This window comes from Legionella moravica DSM 19234 (assembly GCF_000423305.1).
Lineage (GTDB): Bacteria > Pseudomonadota > Gammaproteobacteria > Legionellales > Legionellaceae > Legionella > Legionella moravica.
On the sequence record NZ_AUHS01000011.1, the window covers coordinates 30822 to 54663 of the forward strand.

Sequence of the window (23842 nt, forward strand, 5' to 3'; positions counted from 1 at the left end):
GAAATGACCGAAAAGAATGTAAGTGCAAAATAAATAAGCTAAAAACAAAATATTTTAATTTTAAGCACAAATCTTGCATGTAAATATAATAAAAATAGGCATGAGGGGGAGACACCATGAAAAAAATACTTCTAACAGCATTCATGATGTCAATGGCGGCTGTGGCAAATGCTGCAAATTTTTATGGAACAGCGTTGTGTGGATATCCTCAATACGAATGTATCAAGGTAGCTGGAGGAGAGAGCTGGGAAAAATTGTTTCCCGATCCCGTCCAGCGTGATTTGGTACAAAGAGTGAATCGCAGTTATAACTATTTATGGGCAGGAAGAGAAATTGCCGTACCCAGAAACTTAGCCAATATTACGATTTTTGATATATCTCCTTTCCCGTTAAAAATTGAAGGAGAAAATGAAAAGCAAATCATTGTAGACCAGGAAAAACTTGCCTGGGCTGCTTATGATGCTGAAGGTTATCTGGTGTGGTGGGGACCAATTTCTTCGGGTAGGGATAAATGCTCTGATTCGAACAAGTCATGCCGTACTTTAACCGGTATTTTCAGGGTGTTCAGCAAAGAAAATGTCAAGTGTACCTCCGATGTGTTCCCGATCGGCAAAGGTGGAGCCAAAATGCCTTATTGCATGTATTTTCATAAAGGATTTGCTCTTCATGGTTCGGACGATATTCCTGGGCAACGAGCAAGTCATGGCTGTGTGCGTATGTTTATTCAAGATGCCAAATGGTTAAATGAGAATTTTGTTCAATTATCCAATGAACGAAATAACTTTATGGGTACAAAAGTTATTGTGCGTCCGTTAAACGACAGCGAGAAAAAATCATGAATAGAATAATAAATAGAGGAATTGCTTCAGTTGCAATCATATGTTTATCAGGGGTGTTTTATTTTACCTCAATTCAAGCCGCTCCTACGAAGAAGGTTACTGCTTCTGAAGAAAAGGGTGAGAAGAAAGATAATAATAAATTCCCTATTGGATGCACACCTGTAGGATTCAAACAAAGTCTCAAAGTGTTGTCACTTTATCCAGGTAAAGAAGGGGCATTACAATCCATGTACTTCTTTTATAATCAATTGCCTCAATCGGTCAGTTTGTATCAAATGAGGGATAAGGAAAGTGAATATTCCACGCGCTTTAATCACACGATCAAAGCGAATTCCTGGGCTGTTCTGGCAACAGGAGAGAGAGAGTTGAAGTATATTTGTACTTTAGGTGATGGTAAGACTTCATATGGCAAAATTTTGGACTGTGCTGATACAATTAAAGTATGTGAGTACGTCAATGTGAAATTTGGATTGAATAATAAAGGAAATTTCTGGATAGTAGATAGTAATTCAAGAAACGGGGCCGTCAGTGAAGTCGTACATTATGGCATTATACCTGGAGTATAAAGTGCCATGAAAAGAGGGGAATCTTCATGAAATCATTAGTACCATGGATATGTTTGGTTGTTGCATCAGCCAGTCAACAAGTATTTGCTGATGATGAGTTTAATGCCTATAGATTAGGTAATTATAATAAAGCTGCCGAGCCTTTAATGAACAGGACAGGCCAAGATGCCGTTGCGGATTATTATTTGGGCCGGTTGTATCTTTACGGCTATGGGCAGTTAAAGAATAACAGCCTGGCTATGCGTTATTTTAACAAATCTGCAGAAAAAGGTTATTTACCTGCGGTGCAGTTAATGGCTAAATACAGCTTGTTCCAGGTTAAAAATCCAGAAGAGGCCGCCCGCTGGTTTAAGCAAGCTGCTGCTGCAGGCGATGTAAATGCTCAAATGTATATGGCCGCAGCTTATTTGTATGGCTATGGCGTTAAGAAAAATGTGGATGTTGCCTCTCGTTATTATATTGATGCAGCAAAAAGCGGTAATTCAGTGGCTCAATATGCTTTGGCAGAAAATTTCATTGACAGCCGTCATTCATCCAATAACAAATTGGGACTGATCTGGTTAGCAAAGTCAGCGAATAGCGGTAATCCTAAAGCATTAACCAAATTGGGAAGTATTAATTTTGTAGGTAAACTGGTTCCCAAAGATGTTCCCAAGGCATTGGATTTATTGAATCAGGCTGCGTCACAAAATTATGTTCCTGCAATGATAGAGCTTGGTCAAGTGGCTTTGGCGCAAAATGAGTACGATCTGGCTTTGCAATGGTTTAATAAGGCTGCCAGTCAAAAGAGTCCGGAAGCTTATTTGCAGTTGGCCCATGCTTATTTACTGGAAAAAAGCCCAATTTATGATCCCAAAAACGGGTTCTTATGGACTTTGAAAGCCGCTCAGGATGGGTTAGTTGAGGCAAAAAGCGATCTGTCTAATCTTTACAAGAAGGGTATTGGCGTCAATTCTGATGAAGTATTAGCCAAACAGTGGGCGGATCAAGCTGCTGAAGATGCGAAAAAATCCTCTCAAACATCCCCTCAGACTCAAATGGCTTTATGGTTAAGTAATGATAAAACGGATAAGTTGGATGAAACTTCGTATCAGATGAGCGGGATCTTCAGTCCTTGGAAAAACCCGGCGGGACTAAGAAATAATACTTATAATCAACCACCTCAACTTGACGTAATTACCCGTCAGGAATTATTTAAACCTCAGTTTGAATTAACACAACCTAATGAAATACCTATTAATACTTATTATGATGCGTTGATCAGTAAACAGGTTGAGTTAAAAGACAATGAGTGGGCATTTCCTATCTATCATCTCAATAATCAAATCGAAGCATTAGAAAGGGCTTATAGCCCTGTTGTAGCAAAAAATAATTTACCCGCACCTTATACCGATGCCAGTTATTACACCGAAGATGATAACATCAGTGGTGATTTAATGGATATTTGGACCGAAGGGTGGCAAAAACAGGCAAATTATATGTCTGTGTTTAATCAAATGTATTTCCGAGCCATATTAGGTGATGCGCAATCACAATTTGAAATTGGCCAAATGTTTCAATATGGCATTGGGGTGGCTCAAAATGAACAGGCAGCGATTATTTTTTACCAAAATGCAACGGAACAACAGCATTTGGGCGCTGAATATAATCTGGGTGTTCTTTATCTAGAACATGCAAAAGATGAGGCTGATTACCAAACCGGGTTAAATTGGTTAACCGACGCTGCTTTTAAGGGTAATAAACGCTCTCAATATGCTCTTGCCAGATTATTAGAGAAAGGAAAGGCAGGACCAGATGGTAAGTTGTACATCCAGCCCAATCATGAACAGGCTATGTCCATGCTCTATCTATCCGCGGCAAATAACTATGGCCCAGCAGAATATCAATTGGCTGAGTATTTGGCTCGTGAATACAATGATGGTTTGAGTGTTGATGTTAAAAAACATAAAATCGCATTAATTCGTCAATTGTATCAGGGCGCAGCGGCGAATCACGTTGCTCAAGCCTTGTTGCCATTGGCTTACTATAACGCTATGGATACGGACAAACAAAAACAGGCTGAAGCCTTTAAAGTAGCTGAAAGTCAAGCTGATTCTGGGGATGAAAAAGCGGCTCTCTTATTGGGAATGCTCTATGATCGTGGCATTGGAATTAGCGCAGATCCAGCTAAAGCGATATATTGGTACCAGCAATCTGGCCAAAATCCAGTGAGTCAATTCATTATGGGTACCTATACAACTGAAGGTAAAGGCGTCGCTCAGGATAAAGAAAAAGGCTTAAGTTTACTGAGGCAATCAGCACAAGCTCAATTCTCTTATTCAGATTTCAATATGGCGGTGTTAAAACAACAAGATAAAGAAGATTTTTTACCTGACTTAATCACTTCTTATCGTTTAGGCAACAGTCATGCAGGAATTGTTTTAGCGGATTATTATCTTGCTGAAAATAATGATACAGACAGTATGAACCAGGCCAGGGAAATCTATTCAGGTTTGGCTGAAAAAGGAGATCAGTATGCCCAGTTGAAATTGGCATATATGATGGATAAAGGTCTTGGAGCAGCACCAGATCCTGTTGTTGCTGAACGCTGGTATCTTGCAGCAGCTAAGCAAGGTAATCCAGAAGCTCAATATTTATTAGGTCAATTTTACCAATTGGGCGAAGTTGGAGAGCCTGATTATAATTTAGCAAAATCCTGGTACCAAAAAGCGGCTTCCAAGTTACCCAAGGCCTCAGTTGCTTTAGGTTTTATTTATGAAACTGTAGATGATAATTATTCTGATGCCTTGAAATCCTATGAAGCAGCTTCTGAACAAGGTGATGCTTTAGGTGAATATAACCTGGCCTTGATGTATGAGTATGGTAAAGGAGTTCCAGTTGATTATCAAAAAGCCAAAGCTTTATTTACCTCTGCAGCGGATAAAGGTGTTGATGAAGCAATGAATCAGCTGGGGGGTATGTATTTTTATGGTTGGGGTCAACCTCGAAACACACAACAAGCTTTATCCTGGTATAAGAAAGCTGCTGAGCTGGGTAATAGCAATGCCCTTTACTCTCTTGGCCTTTTGTCAGAAACGGGTGTCGCTACCAAACTGGATTTTCCTGATGCTTTAAAATATTACAAAGAAGCATCTGATAAAGGAAATGAAAAGGCTATGTTGGCTCTCGCGAGAATGTACCATTATGGTTTGGGGGTAGAAAAAGATCCCAAAATATCAGCAGGGATTTATGAAAAACTTGCCGAACGACAAAATGCATATGCTCAATACCAATTGGGAACTTACTATATTGAGGGTACGGCGGGCGAGCAATCAGCCGAAAAAGGCAGGAAATTGTTGGAGCAGGCCAGTGAAAATGGCAGTATGCAAGCTCGAAAGGTATTGCGTCGATTGGATGCTCAAAATCAGGCGCGGGTAAGTTATGTGGAACCAGTCCAGTTAAATGATGCACCTCTGTTGGATGGTTCAAATGTTGATTTGATCTACCTCGAAGCCTTGAATGAATGGAATCGGGGAGATGAGGTTTTATCACGTATGATTTTACAACGATTGGTTACTCAGTATCCTAATTTTGTTCCGGCCAAACGTACTTATGAGCAGTTAAATCAAGCCAAGTTAACACGAATTTACAGTTAAGCCTGTTTGATGGTGTTTGGCTAAAATACTCTTATTCAATCTAGCCCCTTATTCAGGGGCTTTCTCTAGTTCCTGCCAGAAAAAAATTATTGCCTCTTTTCTAATATTTGCTCACAATCGAGTTGAAGGGGCATTAGTACTTCAGGTTGTAAACTTGTTTCAGTAATGAGCTCTACATTGAACTGATTGGGATGAGTTTGCTTTTTTTAAGTAGTGGGATGAACAATGAGGATGGTAATATGAAGTATGCGGTTACTTTTTGTACCTTTGATGGTGAAGCGGGCGCAAATCCTTTATGGCATAGTTGTATATTGCTTTCCAGAATGGATGAAGAGACCAAACAGCTTGAGGTAGTTGATAATTGGGGCTTTTATGGTTTACCTACCACTCAACGTGATAATTCATGGACCAATACATTAAAAATAAAGATCGGGTTGGACGTTGATTTGGTCGGTAATCATGGCATGTTGCGGCATGAAGAAATAAGGTATCTGGATCTTGGGCGTGGGTTGCATGGAGCTACATTTGAATTAACCAAAGAACAATTTGATCATTTGCAGGCCAAATGTTTGGAAATGGTCGAAGAGCAAAACAATGCGATTAACGAAATTGTTGAACCTTTGCGAATTAAAGGGAAATCTCCAAAAGAAACACGAATCTATCCTTTTGAACAACATTCTCCCGACATTTATAAATGGGAGAAAATCCGAGCAGCACAAGATCAGCGAGAACCCAGACTTAAACCTTTTGAGGTGCGATTATCCTGGGGATGGTCAGGTCCAAGTTTTGCTGAATCCAATACATGCAAAACGCAGAGTGTGGCCTTGTTGAGGCACGTGCTCTCAGATGAGCAAATTAACCGCCTTACCGATGGAGGCAAACATCCCACTGTGCCTCGATACAGCGGACCAATGGAAACAATATTTTTGCACAGCACGGGGCCTTTAAGGCAGCATGAAAAGAAATCCGGGGATAAAGTCTATTATCGCGATTCTCAGGATCCGGGTGTGCGATTATATTGGACTGTTCCCCCGCAGGAAGTTGAAGCATTATCCCCTGATACAATCAAGTTATTGACGATTGATAAGGACTATTGTCCAAAAGTTAAATCCGTAGTGAGGAAATTGCAGCAGCTTGAGTGGCTACTCAGAAATGCTCAAGTGCCTGAAGAATTTCAAATTAATAAAGATGCTTTAATTAATCAAGTGATTATGTGTTATAAAAATTTCTCTAAAATCAAACCTAAAGATGACAAACCATCTATAACGGGTGTACAGGGATTTTTTTATTCATTGCTTTCCTTACCGAGAAGCAAAGCCGAGCTGAGTTTACAAGAAAAAATCAAGCACGCGGAATTGTTGTTTAACAGCCTCTATATGGCCATGGTTCATCGTATGAAAATTGATAAAACACTGCCAATTGAACCTCTTTTTGCGATAAATTCTGAGGATGAGAAGAGTGAAGCAAGCTCTAGTGATGGACAGGCTGAGTTGATTGATGAAAATCCCCTGGAAGCTGTAGTCAGTTATTTATCAGAGAATGATCAAAGAGCGCTCTGTCGAATTATAGGACGTAACTATTGTGTCGATGAGGACTCTGAAGACGAACTTTCTGACGATGAGTATTCCGTACCGGAAGAGAATTTGTATTCAAATCATGAGTCACATAGGGAATCTTACAGTCCCAGATAACGCTCATTAAAGTACACGGTACGTTCATAGAGATATGATGTCATCCCATGTCAAACGAGTGATCTCCTGATCAAGGCACGAGCCAGCATCAGGAGATTCTTCACGGGCTCCAGGTTTGTCTCTAAGTCCTAACTTATTAATATCATATAAAAATTTTTTGCACCTTGATTCGAATACCAGGAAGTTCAGTTTTATTCAATGAGCTTTAGATCAAAATTTATCCTGTTGATTGAAAGAAAAACACCGCAAGGGTAAACTAAGCACACTTTATCAAACAAGTGAGCACAATAGGATGTATTTGAACTTATCAGAATTACTCGAACGGATTAAATGGATCAGAAATCAATTAATCACCTCAGCTGAAACATGGATTGATGCTCAACATGATGACATGCTTCAAGCTATTAAAAGTAATTGGCGGAACGCTGTAAGTTCAGCAAACAGAGATGAGATGCAGCGGAAGCTGCAAGAAGGTAATGTTCCTCTTGTCAGAGCGGATCAGTTACTGCATTCCATGAGTGTTGCTTCATCATCTTTAGAGGCACGTGATTCATCAGCACTCGACGTTGTGAATGAATTGTCTGAGGATCATCATTATCGAAGTGTATATCATCCCGTTGTTGACGATCCTGGTGCTCATTTAGTCTGTTTAAGCCAATTAACTACAGTTTTTGATCTCTTGTACCAATTAGAAGATTATTTATCTCCGTTGGAGTTTCATGTTTCATTTAGTGGTTTAAAGCTGGCACATGCTATGGGCGTCAGTATGAATAATGAGTGGCGCTTTGTAGAGAAGGGTGTGGAGACAGTGCGTTGCTATACTTCCCGTTTACAACAAGCAAGGCAGCAATTTCACCATGCCAACGTAGACGTTAATCGATTGATTCATTTAAACCAGGCTCAAATTAACATCAGAATGAGGCAATTTGATGAGACCTTACACTATTTGGTCTCCACTGTCAGTGTGGCTTATGAATTGCAAAACGATTCACGAAACAGGCTGGTTAGAATGTTCACCGCCTACCTTCCCTGGCATGCCATATTTCATCAATTGTTAACTGGTATATTCGGGGTCGATGCCGTACTGCATCCTGCAAAGGATTCAATAGTGTGTTTGGATTCAAGGATAAATGAAATCACAACTTTGGTTCAAGATCAAAATCAAATACCACAAGATGCGATTTTCGAGGAATACCAAACAATATTACAGGCTACAGAATCGGAGCTTAATCAATTTAATCGGAAATTAGAAAGCATGAGAGGAAATTTGGATGTGGCTGAGCAGATGGGAGCATTACATCATGTTGCGTTATTCTTGCCAACAAGTGTTACTGGTTTTTATGGATTTTTCAACAGGTTACAAAACATGCCAAGACTTTCAGGTCAAGCGGATGCTTCTTTAGGGTATGAGAATGAACGTGTGATCGATACAGAAGATAGTAATGGGCTGGGATATTAATAGAAAGGACCGAACCGGCATTGCCGGTTCGGGTGTTTTCGAACTTAGAGCGACGGAAACACTGGATTAAGCAGCCATCGCTTGAACACGAGCGACCAGACGGCTTTTAATACGAGCAGCTTTATTTTTATGAATCAAGCCTTTGCTTGCGGCTTTATCGATCACTGGTTGTGCTTTGGTAAAAGCAGCACGTGCAGCTTCTTGATCACCAGCTTCTACCGCTTTAAGCACATTTTTAATATATGTGCGGTACATGGAACGTGCACTGGCGTTGTGTTGGCGCAGTTTTACGTTTTGACGGGCACGTTTGATTGCTGATTTAATATTGGCCACTTAGAAATCTCCACTCATTCAGATAATACAAAAGATGGTGATCATGCACAATGAGTTAGAATTTGTCAATATAGACCTTGATGTAACTTTAATAAATTAGGTATATCATAGGAGAAATTTACTTTTTTATACTTAACGACATGTCAGCGACGGATATTATGGTACCAAAAAAACAAAGTTTATTACGATCGACTACTTTAGTTTCAGTAATGACCTTTGTCTCTCGGATGGCAGGATTTGTACGTGATATGGTTCTTGCCAATTTTTTTGGTGCCCAGGCAGGAATGGATGCCTTCTTTGTGGCGTTTCGAATACCCAATTTTATGCGGCGTCTTTTTGCAGAGGGGGCCTTTGCCCAGGCGTTTGTTCCGGTTTTGGCTGAATACCAAAAAACACGCTCCCCAGAAGATGTTCGTGCGTTTATTGCCCGTATTTCAGGATATTTAAGTGCCATTCTTACGTTGGTTACTATGGTCGGGATTATTGCTGCGCCTGTTATTATCTTTTTATTCGCTCCCGGATTCAGCCACGACAGTGTTCGTGCCGATTTGGCGACTGAAATGTTAAGGATTACATTTCCATTTTTGATGCTTGTGTCTTTAACTGCGATGGCTGGTGCAATACTCAACACCTACGGATATTTCGGAGTACCTGCATTTACTCCGGTTTTGCTGAACATCAGTATGATAGTAGCGGCTATTTATTTATGTCCTAATTTACCTCAGCCGGTTGTTGGCCTGGCCTGGGGGGTATTGATTGCTGGTATTTTGCAGTTACTGTTTCAGCTCCCTTTCTTATATCAGCGGAATTTATTAATAAAACCCCAAATCGTTCGAGATGATCCCGGGGTTAATAAAGTGCTTAAGCTTATGATTCCAGCCTTATTTGGCGTCTCAATCGCTCAACTCAATCTTATGGTTGACAGCATTTTTGCTTCCTTTTTAAAAGTAGGGAGTGTGTCCTGGCTGTATTACACGGACCGATTAACGGATTTTCCTTTAGGGGTGTTTGGAGTCGCTATTGCAACGGTCATTCTTCCTCACCTGTCACGCAAACACGCAGAACAAAGTCTCACTCAATATTCGCGTGCTCTCGATTGGGGACTGCGATCTATTTTGCTGATTGGAATTCCTGCAGGTTTGGGTTTGGCACTATTTGCCATGCCTTTGATTGCCAGTTGTTTCGCCTACGGCAAATTCAATGTGCATGATTTAATTCAAACCCAAAAAAGCCTCATTACTCTTGCAATGGGTGTTCCTGCTTTTATGATGGTTAAAGTTTTGGCTTCAGGATTTTATGCACAACAGGATATTAAAACGCCCGTTAAGATCGGGGCCATATCCATGGTGGTGAATACATTATTATGCTGTATTTTTGTCTGGCATTTTGCTCATGCTGGTTTAACTTTGGCATCTGCTTTGGCAGGATATGTGAATTGTGGTTTGTTATTGTTTCTGTTAATTAAAAGAGATGTCTTTCAACCGTCCCCAGGTTGGTTGAAATACAGTATGCAATTAGTGATAGCAAATCTGGCCATTGCTGTATATTTGTATTGCATGAGTGGAACGGTATCTTATTGGCTAAGTTTCCCACCAATTCCCCGATTAAGTTTGTTATTGGCGCATGTATTAGCAACAGTCGTGTTGTATTTATTGGTTTTGGGCCTTTCCGGGCTTAGACCGAGTCATTTCCGTGGTCAAATGAAGGAATAAGAATGATGCAAGCTGATTTATTTTATGAAACCCATAATGATAGAGCAATTCCTCTTTATTTAATTTCTCAAAATCAATGGGAAGAGGGTGTTGACCATCTAAGCCCCTCAGAGCGAAATTGTTTTGCCTTGAGACAGTTTAAGGGCAAACTGGGAGATTACTGCGTTATTATTAACGCCGATGGTGTGGTTGATAAAGCCTATGTTGGCTCAGGAAGTGGAATTCAGGAATCTGCTTTGGCTCAAGCTGCTGTTCTATTGCCCCCTGGCAGCTATCAAGTACAGGAACAATTGAATCAACGGGCTGCTGTTAACTGGGGATTGGCTCAATACCGTTTTACAGGTTATAAAAAATATGAGGTGCAACCTCGCCTGTTATTATTAAAAGAAGAACATTTTGCCGCCGTGTTGGCTTTAGTACAATCCATCTATCTAGTACGTGATCTGGTTAATACGCCTGCCAGTGACATGGGGCCTGCGCAATTGTCTCAAGCAGTTGAAGAGTTGGCCAAAACCCATAATGCGCAATTCAGGCAATGGGTTGGTGATGAGTTACTCAAAGATAACTTTCCTGCTATTCATGCCGTGGGCAGAGCCTCAGCTTCTGCTCCTCGTTTGTTGTCTTTAACCTGGGGGAATGACACACACCCTCGGATCACTTTGGTGGGCAAAGGCGTTTGTTTTGATAGCGGTGGTCTGGATATAAAACCCTCATCAGGCATGCGTTTGATGAAAAAGGATATGGGCGGTGCAGCTCATGTGATTGGTCTTGCTCAATGGGTTATGTTACAAAAATTGCCTGTACGATTGCAGGTTTTAATCCCAGCCGTTGAAAATGCTATTGGTCCCGATGCATTTCGTCCTGGAGATGTTCTTACCATGCGCAATGGATTGACTGTTGAAATAGACAATACCGATGCAGAAGGTCGTCTGATTTTAGCTGATGCTCTGGTTAAGGCCTGTGAAGACAATCCTGATGTGATTCTTGATTTTGCGACATTAACTGGAGCAGCGCGTGTCGCAGTGGGAACTGAGATGGCCGCTTTGTTTTCCAATAATGATCAATTGGCTGCAGAGATAACAGCAGCTGCTAATAAAACACTGGATCCGGTGTGGCGTTTGCCTCTGTTTGCTGCTTATGAGGATTTATTAAATTCAACAATTGCTGATTTAGCAAATTCGAGTAGTGCGCCATATGCTGGAGCTATTGTTGCCGCGTTGTTTTTACAGCGCTTTATTACAAAAACGGTTCCCTGGGCGCATTTTGATGTGATGGCGTGGAATACCAGTTCGAAACCCGGAAAACCTGAAGGGGGAGAGGCAATGGGCGTCTGCGCTGTTGCTGAGTATTTATTACGTGTCTATGGTCAGAATTAAAAAAGGAGATTTTTATGTTCATCACCTTCCGTTGCGATGCTTATGAAGACATTAGCTACTTTAATGATGTTGCAAAACGATTATTGTCTTTAATGGGGCATAGTGGAACAGTTCCGGGTGCGCTTACCTCTGATCAGGTGCCTGCTGCGTTACACAATTTACAAAGCGGCCTTGAATTGGAACAGAGCAAGAATCCTCCAGTGAGGCAAGACAGGGATGATGACAGCGAGCCTGAAATCAGTCTGGCAAAACGTGCGGTTCCTTTGTTGAGCCTGTTGAAAGCTGCTGAAAAGAACCAATCTGATGTATTGTGGGTTTCGTCAAAGTCTCCCGGAATTTAGTTTTGCAGTGAGCGAGTACTCCCTCATTCAGGTGAGTACTCCCTCTGTGTCAAGAGGTGTATTGTTATCCGGGCACGACCATCCCATTAAAAAAACCTCATCCTGAGCGTCGCGAAGGATCTCCAGAAGCTGCCACTGTGCCAGATTCAGGATATTCTTCATTGCATTCGGATTGATGAAGATCGTTTTAAGACCCAATAGGATGTGTATGTAACTCATATTTTTTGGCTCTGTATTCCTTATAGTGCAAACGACTTAATTCTTTTTCAGCTTCTATGTTAGAAACCAGTTCCATTATTCGTTTAAATTTTCCATGAAAAAGAGGAATAGCACTCCCCATATTTAACAAAATGTCATTAAATCCTCTGGGTTCTTTATCATAACCAATCTGAATAGGGGGAGGAGGCTCTGGACCTTCGCCCTGCAGGTTATGAGGAATGAAACTGTCATCTCGAAATGTCCATAACAATTCATCAAGGTGTTCCGCATCCTGTCTGTTGTCACAAGAAACAAAAACACGATGTCCTCTGGCGTAGGCTTTTTCCAGAAGGCGACATGCGACCAGCCATTTTGCATCGGGCTGGTCACTGGTTAATAAATAAAAATCAACGCGAATTGGCGACATGGCGTATCAACTGAGTAAGTAAAGGAACGGGTCTGCCTGTAGCATTGCGTTTTTTTCCGGATACCCAGGATGTACCAGCAATATCCAAATGTGCCCATCGATAGCCTTCAGTATATCGAGACAAGAAACAGGCGGCAGTAATGCTTCCTGCAGTACGATCAAAACTGGCATTAATCATATCGGCCAGAGGACTGTCCAATGCTTCCTGATATGCATCATCTAAAGGCATGCGCCAAATTTTGTCCTGACTTTCAATGGCGGCCTGTTCCAATAATTTAGCCAGTTCATCATCCTTGGTCATATAACCTGTAGCGATAGAACCCAGAGCGACTATCATGGCACCAGTTAAGGTAGCAATATCAAGTACAAATTCTGGATGATATCGTTCTGCATAAGTGAGTGCATCTGCCAAAACAAGACGTCCCTCTGCATCGGTATTAATAATTTCAACGGTTTGTCCAGACATACTGGTAACGATATCCCCTGACTTAACCGCTGCGCCACTCACCATATTTTCAGCGCTGGCAATGAGACCTATCACATTAACAGGAAGTTTTAACAGAGCACAGGCCTTTAATGTGCCCAGGACACTGGCTGCGCCGGACATATCATATTTCATTTCATCCATTGCATTGGCCGGTTTGATGGAGAGTCCACCTGAATCAAAAGTAATTCCTTTACCCACCAGTACAATAGGCGCGGCATCACCAGCTCCTTTGTAATGAAGGTCGATAAATCTTGGCGGTTCATTACTGCCTTGCGATACGGCCAGCAGGAGCCCCATTCCCATGGCACGCATTTCATCAGGTCCCATAACCTTACAGCTCATTGAATCAAATTGTTTGGCCAACTCAAGTGCCTGCTCACCAAGATAAGTTGGCGTACAGATATTTGCTGGCATGTTTGCAAGATGTCTTGTCATTTCAACGCCAGAAACAATGGCTTTTGCTAACTCCAATGATTTCTCCCTTGCTCCAGGCAAATAAAAGCTAATGGACTCTAATTTGTGTGATTTTGGATTTTTCTTTTTGAAATCAAGAAGTTGATAGCGAATATTGTCGATTTGCACTATCATTTGCTCTAATTGCCATTCCGCAGATTGATTATTTAACTGAGGCAGACAAAGCAGGGCTGATGAGAAGCGTTTTTTGATTAACTCATCCGTTATTTCAGTGATTCGTTTTTGCAGGACTGTCGATTTAAACTCGTTTTTTTTGCCGAATTGAACCACTAATAGACTCTGTCCTTGAACATCCATCTGCCATACTGCATCACCCGGTTCTGTGGCTCTCTGGCTAAGTCTGGTAATAACTCCATCGTGTTCTTTATCTAGATTTATTGCGTAATCGGGTAGTTCTGCATCGGAAAAAATACCCAGAACAAGACACTCACTGATCGTGAGTGAGGGGTTTTGAATGAGTCCGTAATTCATCGTGAGCTCCTGTTGCCACTTAAAGAGGCTTAGTTTACCTAATCTATTCAAGCAATGAAACCAACATTTTATCGTGATTTTAGGTTAAATAGTGTCCTTTGAATTATCATGAGACTATGCCTTTATGGTATCCTGAACATTGGAACCGCATCCATCATCCTCACGATAGGGGTACTGAGTGATAATTTTTCGTTATTTAACCAAAGAAGTATTTTTAACTTTAGTTTCATTAACTGCAATTTTAATGCTGATTTTTATGAGCAACCAGTTTGTTCAATATTTGAATCGAGCTGCTTCAGGAAATATACCTGGAGTGATTATTATGAAGTTAATGATGTTGGAAATGCCCAATTTGATGGGATTGCTTCTGCCGTTAGGATTTTATATTGCAGTACTTTTGGCATACGGTCGATTGTATGCAGAAAGCGAAATGACCGTGATGGTTGCTTGCGGTTACGGCCCGAATCAGCTGTTAAAACACAGTTTTATCATGGCTCTTGTTGTGGCAATTATTGTTGCCGGAGTTATGGTGTTTGCAAGTCCTTTGATTGCTACCGAACGAGCGAAGCTGCTGAGATCAACCGGAATAAAAACCTTAATTCAAACCATTATGCCGGGACGATTCCATGCCATTAACGGCGGTCAGCAAGTGTTTTATGTCCAATCAATGAATCGTGAACATACCAAAGCAGAACAGGTATTTCTTGCAAAAAACTCAGTCAAGGATGGCAGGATTCAATGGGATATACTCTGGGCTGATAAAGCATTCGCTGAAATGGACCCCGATACTGGTGAGGAATACATCGTGTTACAGAATGGAAAAGAATATCAGGGAATACCCGGACATGCTGACTATCAGGTGGCTCGATTTGCCGATTATAAATCACGGCTACCTCATCCAATAGTGCGAATTAATGAAGACATTCGAACGGCTAAAACCGCCAGTTTATTACCATTTAATAATCCCGATCGGGAGAAAGCAGCGGAGCTTCAGTGGCGATTATCCATTCCTGTGATGGTTCTAGCGTTAACATTCGTGGCTGTTCCCTTAAGTCGGGTTAGCCCTCGAAGCGGTAAATATGCAAAACTTCTGCCGGCTATTGTTATTTATATTTTGTATGCCAATTTTATGTTTGTTGCTCGTGACGCAATAGTGTCCGGAACAATACCTTTATGGATAGGCATGAGCTGGATTCATCTTGCAGTGGTATTTTTGGGGCTGTTTTTAATCTGGCGTAATCAGGTGAACTTGGCATAATTATGAAATTAATTGATCGTTATATTGCTAAAACGGTTCTCTCGGCGATAGGTTTGGTTACCCTGATGCTGGCAGGATTACAAGTATTTATTTTATTTGTTAATCAGCTTGATGAGTTGGGGCGTGTGGATTATGGAATTGCCCAAGCCGCAGTTTTTGTCTTTTTGCAAATGCCCTATCAGGTGTATCTGTTCTTTCCTATGGCCAGCCTGCTGGGTTGCCTGATAGGTTTGGGCCTTATGGCCAGTCATAGTGAGTTGGTCGTCATGCGCGCGGCTGGAGTATCTATTGGACAAATAACTGCTGGTGTATTAAAAGCATCTATAGTTGTTGTGATTTTGGTTACTGTCTTAGGTGAAGTATTAACGCCAATGATGTCGCATTATGCCAATGATTATAAAATGGCAGCAATAAGTGGCGGGCAAACATTACGGACGCCTAAAGGAATATGGTTGCGTTATGGTAATGACTTTATATCCATATCGTCAGTTCAGCCCGATAACGTATTACAGAATGTATATCAATTTCGATTTGACGAGCAGCATCATTTGCTGCTTGCCCGAGAAATGAGGGAAGTACGATATGCCAACCATTTCTGGATGGCTTATGATGTGACTCAAACTGAATTTGCTGCAGATCACACCAAGGCCAGCCGATTGGTTTCGCTCCCTTGGGATATTCCGGTTAAACCACAAATATTGGAAATTACAGGTTCCAATCCTGATGAAATGACGCTGCATGAATTGAACCGTTATTTGCGTGAACAAAAGCGTAGCCAGCAAAATGCGCAAAATTACAAGATTGCCTTTCTGCAAAGAATCATTCAACCGCTAACCACTATGGTGATGATGTTATTGGCAATTCCTTTTATTTTTGGTCCTCTCCGTTCTTCTACGATGGGATCCAAATTATTGGTTGGAGCAACGGTTGGATTTGCATTTCACATTCTGAATCAATTTTTTGGACCGGTGAGTCTGGTATTCCAATGGCCACCGGAAATCGCCGCCTTAGGGCCTACTGTTATTTTTGCCTTGATTGGATTTTATTTAATGAGGCGAGTGAAATAATGGCGCTAATCAGGCATTTGATTGAATTGCTCATTAACCCTTTTTTTCTGTGTTTGGTGTTATTGGGAGTCTGTGCTTATTGGCTTTGGTTTCGTTCTCATCTTTTGTTTGTTCGCAGAACTTTGCTTTTAGTGCTACTGATACTGATCGTAATCAGTACGGGGTGGTTGCCACGATACATGACGTATGTTCTGGAGTCGCGGTACCCATTGGTGACTGAAGCCGATCCCAAGGTTGGGTGGGTTGTTGTTTTAAGTGGTGGTCAAACTCAGGCTTCGGGTTTTCCTCCTAATGATTTATTGTCCTCTGCGAGTATGAAGCGGTTGATTGAGGGGATAAGACTGCTGAGAACATTGCCTAATGCGAAGCTGATTTTGTCGGGTGGCGGATCTGCAGGCGATCAACCCGAAGCATTGCTTTTGGCAGAATTAGCTCACTGGTTTTCCATCCCGGATCAAAAAGTGGTTTTGGAAACTCATTCCATTAACACGGCAGATCAGGCTCGAGAATTAGTACCTCTTGTCAATCAGGAACCCTTTTATTTGGTAACCTCCGCGGTTCATATGCCTCGAGCAATGGCTTTATGTCAAAAACAAGGTCTTCACCCCATCGCAGCACCCACTGACTTTACTTTTTTCTGGAGTACCGACAGTTGGGGCAAATTGATTATACCTAATGCATACAATCTGGCCTATTTTTCCATCGCCTTGCATGAGGTATTGGGTAGTATATGGGCTTTCAAGTTTAAGGGGCAATGACATGCCCCAAAGATTATGGAACGATTGAAATACTGCAAAGACAGGGTCAGACGCGGTATCTTGTTTCAGCAATGGTAGTATTTTCACTGGTCAGAGGGAGAGTTTCATCCAGCTGATATTTAAAAATCGCTTCGTCATTCTGGCTCGAGTGTGCAAACATTCCGCTGATGCTGGCTGCTCCCTTGTTTTCTTGTGGAATATGCCTTAATCCTATATGAGCAATGGGTGATTTTTGTATTGCTTCACGGAGTTGTTCGAATAAACCAACAGGCAACCTCCCTAATAAATTGTTATGAAGGTACAATTCTTTTAAATGAGGGAGGGCAATTAATTTAAGGATGCATTGAAATTTTTGTGGATTAAGGCAGCAGGATTTTAGAGATGTCTTATTAAGGCTCAAGGAGGTGAGCGATTGATTGTGCTCTACCTTTGCAACAAATGCGCTCCAATATTGTTCACTCCATTGATCCAGATTGGCATGATCCAGGATTAATTGGGAAGATTTATTGACGCTATTCAAGAATACGGCCATTTCTTCTGACCCCATTTGACCTAATTCATTTTTTTCATAAGTCAATGAGCTACAGACCGGTAGGGCATGTACTATTTTGTTTAATTCCGCCAAATTGGCTGCACCGGATTGCTCGTAAACAAAATTGCCAAAGATGGTTAACTCCGGCGCGAATACTCGGAGGCAAAATAACAAAATGGTTTGTTGCTCAGTGCTTAGTTGAGCTATGGTGTCCAAATCAGCAGTAAAGCGAATGGGATCATCGGGTTTTGTTATGGCTTCATAATGAAAAGTCGCGACAATTTGGACCGGATAACTGATATGAAACAACATAGTCTCGATCGGTTCGTGTGGTGCATGCCGATAACATGCTTCGGTTAATGCATAAAGGAAATTTGAGCGTGTTTGCTGAGTTTTACAGGAGCTTATGTATTTAACCGCAATAACAGACTCTTCTGAGCTTTCTCCTAAAAGAGTATTGGGGTGAGGTTGTTTCATGTAGTACATAATGAGATCGCTAAGCGAGACTAATTTATCGATTCCCTGGGTTTGGGAATAGTTTAAAAATGCTTCGATAGCGTGTTTGCATTCTTCAAAACTGAATTTGTTGAAGGGGCCAGGCATAATTCTCTCCTTGAACGCTAGGTTCCGCGCACTTATCTATTATTATCTCGGCCAAATTGAGCTTATTTTTGCGCTTCGATGCTCACATACTGATGTATGCCCCGCTTCAGTGCTCAAAAATAAACCCATTTTGACGCAAGCTAGCGTTAAGTGCACTGAGCCTAATGCTTTAAATCATTTAAAGTATTTTGATGCATTAATTAAATCGTACCAGAACGCACTGTTTAATATAATTAATAATGTCCAGACTATAATGATCCTTCATTAATATCAACCTGAATTCTTATTAATATTGGCAGGGGGAGCTTATACTGCTTGACCCGCCGCCCAACCAGAGGACCAGGCCCATTGAAAATTATACCCTCCCAGCCAACCGGTTACATCCACTGCTTCACCTATAAAATACAGCCCTGCGACTTCATTTGCTTCCATCGTTTTTGACGATAGGGCATGACAATCAACCCCGCCTATGGTGACTTCAGCAGTACGGTAACCCTCAGTTCCATTGGGTTTGACTATCCAGCTTTGAATCAGATGAGTTACAGACTCCAAATCCCTGTTTGACATTTCCGACAATTTTGTTTGTGCCTGATGTTTAGGAATAAAGACTTCGACTACTCGTTTGGGTAAGAAATGGGACAATATGGAATTCAATTGCTTTTGTGGTGTTTCAACCCGAGCTTCTTTTAAGCGTTCAAGGAGTTCATGCTCTGGTACCATATTGATATGGATTGGTTCGCCAGGGTTCCAGTAGGAAGAGAGTTGTAAAATTGCTGGGCCGCTTAGTCCACGATGAGTAAATAAAACATGCTCACGAAATTGGTTTCGTTCATTTGATACTATGCTATCGACACCAATACCTGAAAGTACTGAAATTCGTTCCTTATCGTGTACATCTAGAGTAAACGGGACCAGCCCTGCGCGAGTTGGCCATACTTTTATGTTAAATTGCTCAGCAACCTTGTAGGCGAATGGACTGGCTCCCATGGTTGGGATGGACAGTCCGCCGCTGGCAATCACCAGGGAATGGCATTGAAAAGTTCCACGACTGGTATTTACCTTAAAACACCGGTCATCCGTTTTTTGTATTTTTTCAATAGAAGTATTTAAATGAATTTCGGCTTTGAATTGCTCGCATTCTGAAAGCAACATGTCCACAATATCTTTTGATTTATTGTCGCAAAATAATTGACCCAAGGTTTTTTCATGAAATGGGATGTTGTGTTTTTTGACCAGATTTATAAAATCCCATTGGGTGTACCGTGACAGAGCCGATTTAAAAAAATGTGGATTGTTTGAGTAATATTTGTCTGGCTCAATGTAATAATTGGTAAAATTACAGCGTCCCCCTCCTGACATTAATATTTTTTTTCCTGCTTTATTCGCATGATCCAGGATAATGACGCGGCGGGAACGTTTACTGGCTTCAATGGCGCACATTAAGCCGGCTGCACCAGCGCCTATAATGATGACATCTATTTCTTGCATTCAGGATTGCACTCGTTAAATACCAGCAGATGAACCGTATGAATTTAAGCTTGGGCTGTATGGGTTCTTTAGGTGGAGTACCAGTCAAATTTAACGCATAATGTATCATTTTATAATCCGTGAATCCATAAATAATCCAATTATAACGAAGTGCCAATGACTCAGGCGGGAGAGTTGTTTCTGAATGGAATAGGCTTGAATGCTTGAACTCGTGGATCGGTTGACAGTGATGAGGGGTTCTGTATGAGTTTCGATTTTTGTTGACGGGACTTTTTCTTAATTTCACGCTCCAGTTTCATGGCGAAAGACTTATCTCCATCTATTATCCAGCATTGAGCAATATGGAGTGGTTTAAAGCTACGGGTATACTTGCATCCGCCAGTGCCGTTCACATGGGATAAAAAACGTTTTTCCAGATTATCAGTATAACCCGTGTAATAACATTGATTGTCACAGAGAAGGATATAAACCCAATAATCTTTTTTAGACATCTACCCATCCTTAATCTATTCTTTAAGCAGAATGTTTGACTACAATCAATGATACCTTTTGAATCGTGATCAGTATTTTATTATAGAAAGGCTACACTGCCTATTTTTAGCAGATAATTCGTTGTTGTGACATAGGAATATTAAACAATAGAATTTACTGAAAAGGAGTTTGGTATGAATGTTTCGTTTATCGGTCTGGGTAAAATGGGATCGGCAATGGTCGAGCGCCTGTTGCATGCAGGTTATTCTGTTACCGTATATAACAGAACCCCCTCAAAAGCCCTGCCGCTTGTTAAATTGGGTGCCAGATATGCTGATTCCCTCATTCAAGCAGTACAAGATGCCGATGTGGTGATGAGTTGTTTATTACATGATCAGGCGGTTCTTGATATGGTTCATGATTCTGTGCACCATTTTAAATCAAAAGCAATTCATGTGTGTTTGTCAACAATATTACCTGACACATCAGTACTGCTTAAAGAATTGCATGAAGCTAATAACAGTCATTTTGTTTCAGCTGCGGTTCTGGGCATACCTAAAGTAGTTCAAAAAGGTGGGGTTACTGCTTATTGTGCTGGGGCTGATAAAAATCTGGAAGTCATTATTCCTTTACTCAAATCCTTTTCAACTGAAGTCATATGTCTTGGGGATAATATTAAAGCAGCAAATACAATGAAAATATGTCTCAATTACAGTTTGGCAACAGCATTGGAGCTTATTAGCGAATTATATGTCTTTGCAGAAAAAAGTGGTCTTGAAAGTGAATTTGTAAAAATGAGCCTACACCAGATTTATGGCCATCCTGCGTTCCAACTTTATGTTGATAAGATTCAGGAGCGTAATTTTGATGAGGTGAATTTTGACATGATAGGTGGAAACAAGGACATCACTATTTTTCAGGAGGCCTTCGCCCGGGCTGGTGTGGTACCTGAATTAGGAAACGTGATTAAATCCCGATTTATTTCTGCTTTAGCGAATGGTATGGCGCATAAAGACTGGAGCGGCATCTATGAAGTCATCAGAGAACAATCGGGGTTGGCTGAATAAGTGACCAGCACTTGATTGAATCTACACCTATCTTCAGTTTCGCAATCAACATGCCCGCATCAAATCAAGAATGATGCGGGTTGGTTATTGGGGATTATTTCAATATCGTTCCATCTCGACCCTCAATAATTTGGGTTCTGCCAGCATTGGTTATTTGCCTTAAACATTGGCTAAACAATGAAAGTGCATGGATAATTGTGTAACTTGCTGACATAATATGGCAGTAAGTTACAACTGAATAAGGTATACCCTTGTCCCGTACAGACCGATTATTTGAGTTAATCCAGATTTTGCGCCGGCATCGATATCCAGTGAGGGGCGCAAATCTGGCCGAAGAGTTAGGTGTAAGCCTGCGAACTCTTTATCGTGATATTGCTACCTTACAGGCGCAAGGCGCCAGCATTGATGGAGAACCAGGATTAGGATACGTGTTACGCCCCGGATTTATGTTGCCGCCATTAATGTTTTCAGAGGATGAAATCGAAGCTTTGGTTCTTGGTTCTCGATGGGTTGCGAAACGCACGGACAGCCAATTAAGTTCGGCAGCAAAGAATGCTTTGGCCAAGATAGCTGCTGTACTTCCTGACGATTTACGACATCAGCTGGATGCCTCCGGTTTATTGGTGGGCCCAGCCAATACCCTTTCAGCAGGTGATGAAGAGTTGGCGACGATCAGAAAGGTGATTCGGGGCGAGTGTAAATTGTTAATCTCCTATAAAGACAGTAGTGAACAATTAAGTGAGCGAATTATCTGGCCTTTTGCTTTGGGTTTTTTTGAACAGGTTCGTATAGTCATTGCCTGGTGTGAACTTCGACAGGAATTTCGTCATTTTCGAACGGACAGAATAATCAAGATAACCCGCCTGGATATTCGCTATCCCGCCAGGCGTCAAACACTTTTGAAAAAATGGCGTGAGCAACAAGGTATTCCCGTTCAATAATCCATCAATCATTACTGACATATTCTGTCATTAATATCTCGTACACTGGGTTAATAACTCCCAATCTTTTGGTGCAAGGAATTATTAATTCAGTCATTTAGTTTATCTAAATACCTTTATTTACTTTCCTTTTATCCCTTGATTCGGGGAAGCTTTAACCACATCAGGAGTGTTTTTCATGAGTCAAAATTGGTTGGCAGTAGCTTCAGCTGAGCATGTGCGTCGTGGTCGCGAATCAGGATTTATGCAGGTTTGTCATGGTAAGAAAGCACCGTTAAAGCGAGTTCATCCGGGTGATACCGTTCTTTATTATTCGCCTACAGTCAGTTTTGGTGGAGCAGATAAACTTCAGGCCTTTACTGCTATAGGAACAGTAGCGAGAGGAGAGGTCTATCAAGTTGATATGGGTAATGGATTTTATCCCTTTAGACGGGATGTTGACTGGTATAAGGCTACAGAGGCATTTATTGCTCCCTATCTGGATGAACTTGAATGGACCCGGGAACGAAGAAATTGGGGATATCAACTGCGATTTGGATTGTTATTAATCAGTAATCACGATGTGAAGCTGATTGCTCAGGCGATGAATATTGAGTTTAATTTTTAGGCATCAAAATTAGGGCCTGTTGACAGTTTATCTATTTGCCCCTACTTCTCGCGCTTTATGTGCGTAACGTAGGCTATGGGCGCAATGGTTAACAGACCCTGGTTCAGGTTATGTATTGTTTTGTTATCAGGAGAATTAGGATGATTAATGAAGAACCGAGAAGGGTGGAAGTCGATGGTTTCAAGGTAGCCGGTTTCAGTGTGCGTACAAAAAACAGCGATGAGTTCAACCCTGAAAAGGCCAGGTTACCGTTACTGTGGGAGCAGTTTTTTTCTTCCGGACTTACTCAAATAATTTCCCATCGTTTAGAAAATGAACCGATTTTCGGAGTGTATTCACATTATGAATCGGATGAAATGGGCCACTATAACGTAACTGCTGGTCTTGACAGTTCAAATGAAACCAATGTTTTGGAGTTAAACCAGGTTGAGGTAATGAAAGGAAGCTATCTTGTTTTTGAATCTCAGGGCGCCTTTCCAGACTGTGTTGTTCAGACCTGGGAGCGTATATGGACTTATTTTCAGAATAATGATTTTTATAAACGAGCCTTTCAAAGTGATTTTGAATTGTATTCAGGTCCAAATCAGATTGCAATTTACATTGGCATTTGTTCGAAACAGGACCCGAGATGACGGTCCTGCCTGATGGAGTAGCCTAAATTTGAAATTTCCCTGTTTCGGTCTAATATTGTGTAAACAGAGAACAATTATCTCAAAAGATGGAATTCATGATGAATGAACTGGATATTTTGCACTTATTTTACGATGAAATGAAAGAGCACAGTGTGACGCGCGATAAAATTTTTCTAAGCATTGATCAACAGGCTGTGGACAAATTATCGCAAAAGAAAGGCACCCAAATTTCTTTAGAGGCTGCGCATAAATTAACCGATATTTGCATTGCCAATGAATGGCTGGAACGTACAACAGCTGACACTCATTACAAATATTTATCGTTGACTGAAGCAGGCTTACAGACGGTTCTCTTGAGTGAGTACAGTAAAGTGAGATGATGAGTTTGCTCAAAATAGGACATAGTTTG

General features: G+C 41.2%; 22 protein-coding genes. 16 read left to right on the top strand and 6 right to left on the bottom strand.

The window, feature by feature from the left end; translation table 11 throughout:
• The first annotated feature begins 116 nt into the window (after positions 1–116).
• From G543_RS0102615 to G543_RS0102635, 5 genes are all read left to right on the top strand, one after another.
• On the top strand, positions 117–839 hold the full coding sequence (locus G543_RS0102615) for a L,D-transpeptidase (RefSeq protein ID WP_028383143.1): 723 nt from the start codon (positions 117–119) through the stop codon (positions 837–839).
• Positions 836–1405: a hypothetical protein gene (locus tag G543_RS0102620; protein ID WP_028383144.1), complete on the top strand. Its 570-nt coding sequence runs from the start codon at positions 836–838 to the stop codon at positions 1403–1405. The genes G543_RS0102615 and G543_RS0102620 overlap by 4 nt, the downstream gene beginning before the upstream one ends.
• Positions 1406–1431: 26 nt before the next feature.
• Entirely contained in the window at positions 1432–5040 is a 3609-nt protein-coding gene (locus tag G543_RS0102625) for a tetratricopeptide repeat protein (RefSeq protein ID WP_028383145.1), read from the top strand.
• 239 nt (positions 5041–5279) lie between these two features.
• Positions 5280–6731, top strand: a complete 1452-nt coding sequence (locus G543_RS0102630) for a hypothetical protein (protein WP_028383146.1) — start codon at positions 5280–5282, stop codon at positions 6729–6731.
• A gap of 298 nt (positions 6732–7029) precedes the next feature.
• Positions 7030–8190, top strand: coding sequence for a hypothetical protein (locus G543_RS0102635; protein WP_133141334.1), 1161 nt, complete (start codon positions 7030–7032; stop codon positions 8188–8190).
• Positions 8191–8256: 66 nt separating this feature from the next.
• Here G543_RS0102635 and rpsT read toward each other — a convergent pair whose 3' ends face one another.
• Positions 8257–8523: a 30S ribosomal protein S20 gene (gene rpsT / locus G543_RS0102640; RefSeq protein WP_028383148.1), complete on the bottom strand. Its 267-nt coding sequence runs from the start codon at positions 8521–8523 to the stop codon at positions 8257–8259.
• 140 nt (positions 8524–8663) lie between these two features.
• Here rpsT and murJ point away from each other — a divergent pair, with 140 nt between their 5' ends.
• From murJ to G543_RS0102655, 3 genes are read left to right on the top strand one after another with little or no spacing between them, the layout of a single operon-like run.
• Entirely contained in the window at positions 8664–10235 is a 1572-nt protein-coding gene (gene murJ / locus G543_RS0102645; RefSeq protein WP_028383149.1) for a murein biosynthesis integral membrane protein MurJ, read from the top strand.
• A gap of 5 nt (positions 10236–10240) precedes the next feature.
• Positions 10241–11611 carry a leucyl aminopeptidase family protein gene (locus G543_RS0102650; RefSeq protein ID WP_028383150.1) on the top strand — a complete coding sequence of 457 codons (1371 nt, stop codon included), beginning with the start codon at positions 10241–10243 and terminating at the stop codon, positions 11609–11611.
• A gap of 14 nt (positions 11612–11625) precedes the next feature.
• Entirely contained in the window at positions 11626–11952 is a 327-nt protein-coding gene (locus tag G543_RS0102655; RefSeq protein WP_028383151.1) for a DUF1840 domain-containing protein, read from the top strand.
• A 187-nt stretch (positions 11953–12139) separates the two neighbouring features.
• Here G543_RS0102655 and G543_RS0102665 read toward each other — a convergent pair whose 3' ends face one another.
• A complete protein-coding gene (locus G543_RS0102665) occupies positions 12140–12577 on the bottom strand; it encodes a DNA polymerase III subunit chi (RefSeq protein WP_028383153.1) in 438 nt (145 codons plus the stop codon).
• Positions 12558–14009, bottom strand: coding sequence for a leucyl aminopeptidase (locus tag G543_RS0102670; protein WP_028383154.1), 1452 nt, complete (start codon positions 14007–14009; stop codon positions 12558–12560). The genes G543_RS0102665 and G543_RS0102670 overlap by 20 nt, the downstream gene beginning before the upstream one ends.
• Before the next feature lie 178 nt (positions 14010–14187).
• On the opposite strand from G543_RS0102670, the gene lptF reads away from it, so the two are divergent.
• The 3 genes from lptF to G543_RS0102685 are packed head-to-tail and all read left to right on the top strand — an operon-like array spanning position 14188 to position 17092.
• Positions 14188–15267 (top strand): LPS export ABC transporter permease LptF, encoded by a 1080-nt coding sequence (gene lptF, locus G543_RS0102675; protein WP_028383155.1) that lies wholly within the window; start codon positions 14188–14190, stop codon positions 15265–15267.
• Positions 15268–15269: 2 nt separating this feature from the next.
• The gene (lptG, locus tag G543_RS0102680; protein ID WP_420795216.1) at positions 15270–16334 is read left to right on the top strand and encodes an LPS export ABC transporter permease LptG; all 1065 of its coding nucleotides are present in this window, start codon (positions 15270–15272) and stop codon (positions 16332–16334) included.
• Entirely contained in the window at positions 16334–17092 is a 759-nt protein-coding gene (locus G543_RS0102685; protein WP_028383157.1) for a YdcF family protein, read from the top strand. The genes lptG and G543_RS0102685 overlap by 1 nt, the downstream gene beginning before the upstream one ends.
• Positions 17093–17138: 46 nt before the next feature.
• Here G543_RS0102685 and G543_RS0102690 read toward each other — a convergent pair whose 3' ends face one another.
• From G543_RS0102690 to G543_RS0102700, 3 genes are all read right to left on the bottom strand, one after another.
• Positions 17139–18227 (bottom strand): leucine-rich repeat domain-containing protein, encoded by a 1089-nt coding sequence (locus G543_RS0102690; RefSeq protein ID WP_028383158.1) that lies wholly within the window; start codon positions 18225–18227, stop codon positions 17139–17141.
• A gap of 306 nt (positions 18228–18533) precedes the next feature.
• Entirely contained in the window at positions 18534–19715 is a 1182-nt protein-coding gene (locus G543_RS0102695) for a BaiN/RdsA family NAD(P)/FAD-dependent oxidoreductase (protein ID WP_028383159.1), read from the bottom strand.
• 161 nt (positions 19716–19876) lie between these two features.
• Complete coding sequence (locus tag G543_RS0102700) at positions 19877–20206, bottom strand: GIY-YIG nuclease family protein (protein ID WP_028383160.1); 330 nt, start codon at positions 20204–20206, stop codon at positions 19877–19879.
• Positions 20207–20380: 174 nt separating this feature from the next.
• Between G543_RS0102700 and G543_RS0102705 the strand changes: the two genes are divergently transcribed.
• From G543_RS0102705 to G543_RS0102725, 5 genes are all read left to right on the top strand, one after another.
• Positions 20381–21253 carry an NAD(P)-dependent oxidoreductase gene (locus G543_RS0102705; protein WP_028383161.1) on the top strand — a complete coding sequence of 291 codons (873 nt, stop codon included), beginning with the start codon at positions 20381–20383 and terminating at the stop codon, positions 21251–21253.
• Between the two features lie 251 nt (positions 21254–21504).
• The gene (locus tag G543_RS0102710; protein WP_028383162.1) at positions 21505–22194 is read left to right on the top strand and encodes a helix-turn-helix transcriptional regulator; all 690 of its coding nucleotides are present in this window, start codon (positions 21505–21507) and stop codon (positions 22192–22194) included.
• Positions 22195–22372: 178 nt separating this feature from the next.
• Positions 22373–22801: an EVE domain-containing protein gene (locus G543_RS0102715; RefSeq protein ID WP_028383163.1), complete on the top strand. Its 429-nt coding sequence runs from the start codon at positions 22373–22375 to the stop codon at positions 22799–22801.
• 140 nt (positions 22802–22941) lie between these two features.
• On the top strand, positions 22942–23433 hold the full coding sequence (locus G543_RS0102720) for a GyrI-like domain-containing protein (protein WP_028383164.1): 492 nt from the start codon (positions 22942–22944) through the stop codon (positions 23431–23433).
• A 98-nt stretch (positions 23434–23531) separates the two neighbouring features.
• Positions 23532–23813, top strand: a complete 282-nt coding sequence (locus G543_RS0102725) for a hypothetical protein (RefSeq protein WP_028383165.1) — start codon at positions 23532–23534, stop codon at positions 23811–23813.
• Positions 23814–23842: the final 29 nt, after the last annotated feature.

Excerpts from the sequence above, each read along its gene's own strand:
- G543_RS0102670 (WP_028383154.1), bottom strand. The coding sequence starts at position 14,009 with ATGAATTACGGACTCATTCAAAACCCCTCACTCACGATCAGTGAGTGT.
- G543_RS0102695 (WP_028383159.1), bottom strand. The coding sequence starts at position 19,715 with ATGCAAGAAATAGATGTCATCATTATAGGCGCTGGTGCAGCCGGCTTA.
- G543_RS0102630 (WP_028383146.1), top strand. The coding sequence starts at position 5,280 with ATGAAGTATGCGGTTACTTTTTGTACCTTTGATGGTGAAGCGGGCGCA.
- G543_RS0102625 (WP_028383145.1), top strand. The coding sequence starts at position 1,432 with ATGAAATCATTAGTACCATGGATATGTTTGGTTGTTGCATCAGCCAGT.
- G543_RS0102655 (WP_028383151.1), top strand. The coding sequence starts at position 11,626 with ATGTTCATCACCTTCCGTTGCGATGCTTATGAAGACATTAGCTACTTT.
- G543_RS0102700 (WP_028383160.1), bottom strand. The coding sequence starts at position 20,206 with ATGTCTAAAAAAGATTATTGGGTTTATATCCTTCTCTGTGACAATCAA.
- lptG (WP_420795216.1), top strand. The coding sequence starts at position 15,270 with ATGAAATTAATTGATCGTTATATTGCTAAAACGGTTCTCTCGGCGATA.
- G543_RS0102705 (WP_028383161.1), top strand. The coding sequence starts at position 20,381 with ATGAATGTTTCGTTTATCGGTCTGGGTAAAATGGGATCGGCAATGGTC.
- G543_RS0102615 (WP_028383143.1), top strand. The coding sequence starts at position 117 with ATGAAAAAAATACTTCTAACAGCATTCATGATGTCAATGGCGGCTGTG.
- G543_RS0102690 (WP_028383158.1), bottom strand. The coding sequence starts at position 18,227 with ATGCCTGGCCCCTTCAACAAATTCAGTTTTGAAGAATGCAAACACGCT.
- G543_RS0102650 (WP_028383150.1), top strand. The coding sequence starts at position 10,241 with ATGCAAGCTGATTTATTTTATGAAACCCATAATGATAGAGCAATTCCT.
- G543_RS0102685 (WP_028383157.1), top strand. The coding sequence starts at position 16,334 with ATGGCGCTAATCAGGCATTTGATTGAATTGCTCATTAACCCTTTTTTT.
- G543_RS0102665 (WP_028383153.1), bottom strand. The coding sequence starts at position 12,577 with ATGTCGCCAATTCGCGTTGATTTTTATTTATTAACCAGTGACCAGCCC.
- G543_RS0102725 (WP_028383165.1), top strand. The coding sequence starts at position 23,532 with ATGAATGAACTGGATATTTTGCACTTATTTTACGATGAAATGAAAGAG.
- murJ (WP_028383149.1), top strand. The coding sequence starts at position 8,664 with ATGTCAGCGACGGATATTATGGTACCAAAAAAACAAAGTTTATTACGA.
- G543_RS0102620 (WP_028383144.1), top strand. The coding sequence starts at position 836 with ATGAATAGAATAATAAATAGAGGAATTGCTTCAGTTGCAATCATATGT.
- G543_RS0102715 (WP_028383163.1), top strand. The coding sequence starts at position 22,373 with ATGAGTCAAAATTGGTTGGCAGTAGCTTCAGCTGAGCATGTGCGTCGT.
- G543_RS0102720 (WP_028383164.1), top strand. The coding sequence starts at position 22,942 with ATGATTAATGAAGAACCGAGAAGGGTGGAAGTCGATGGTTTCAAGGTA.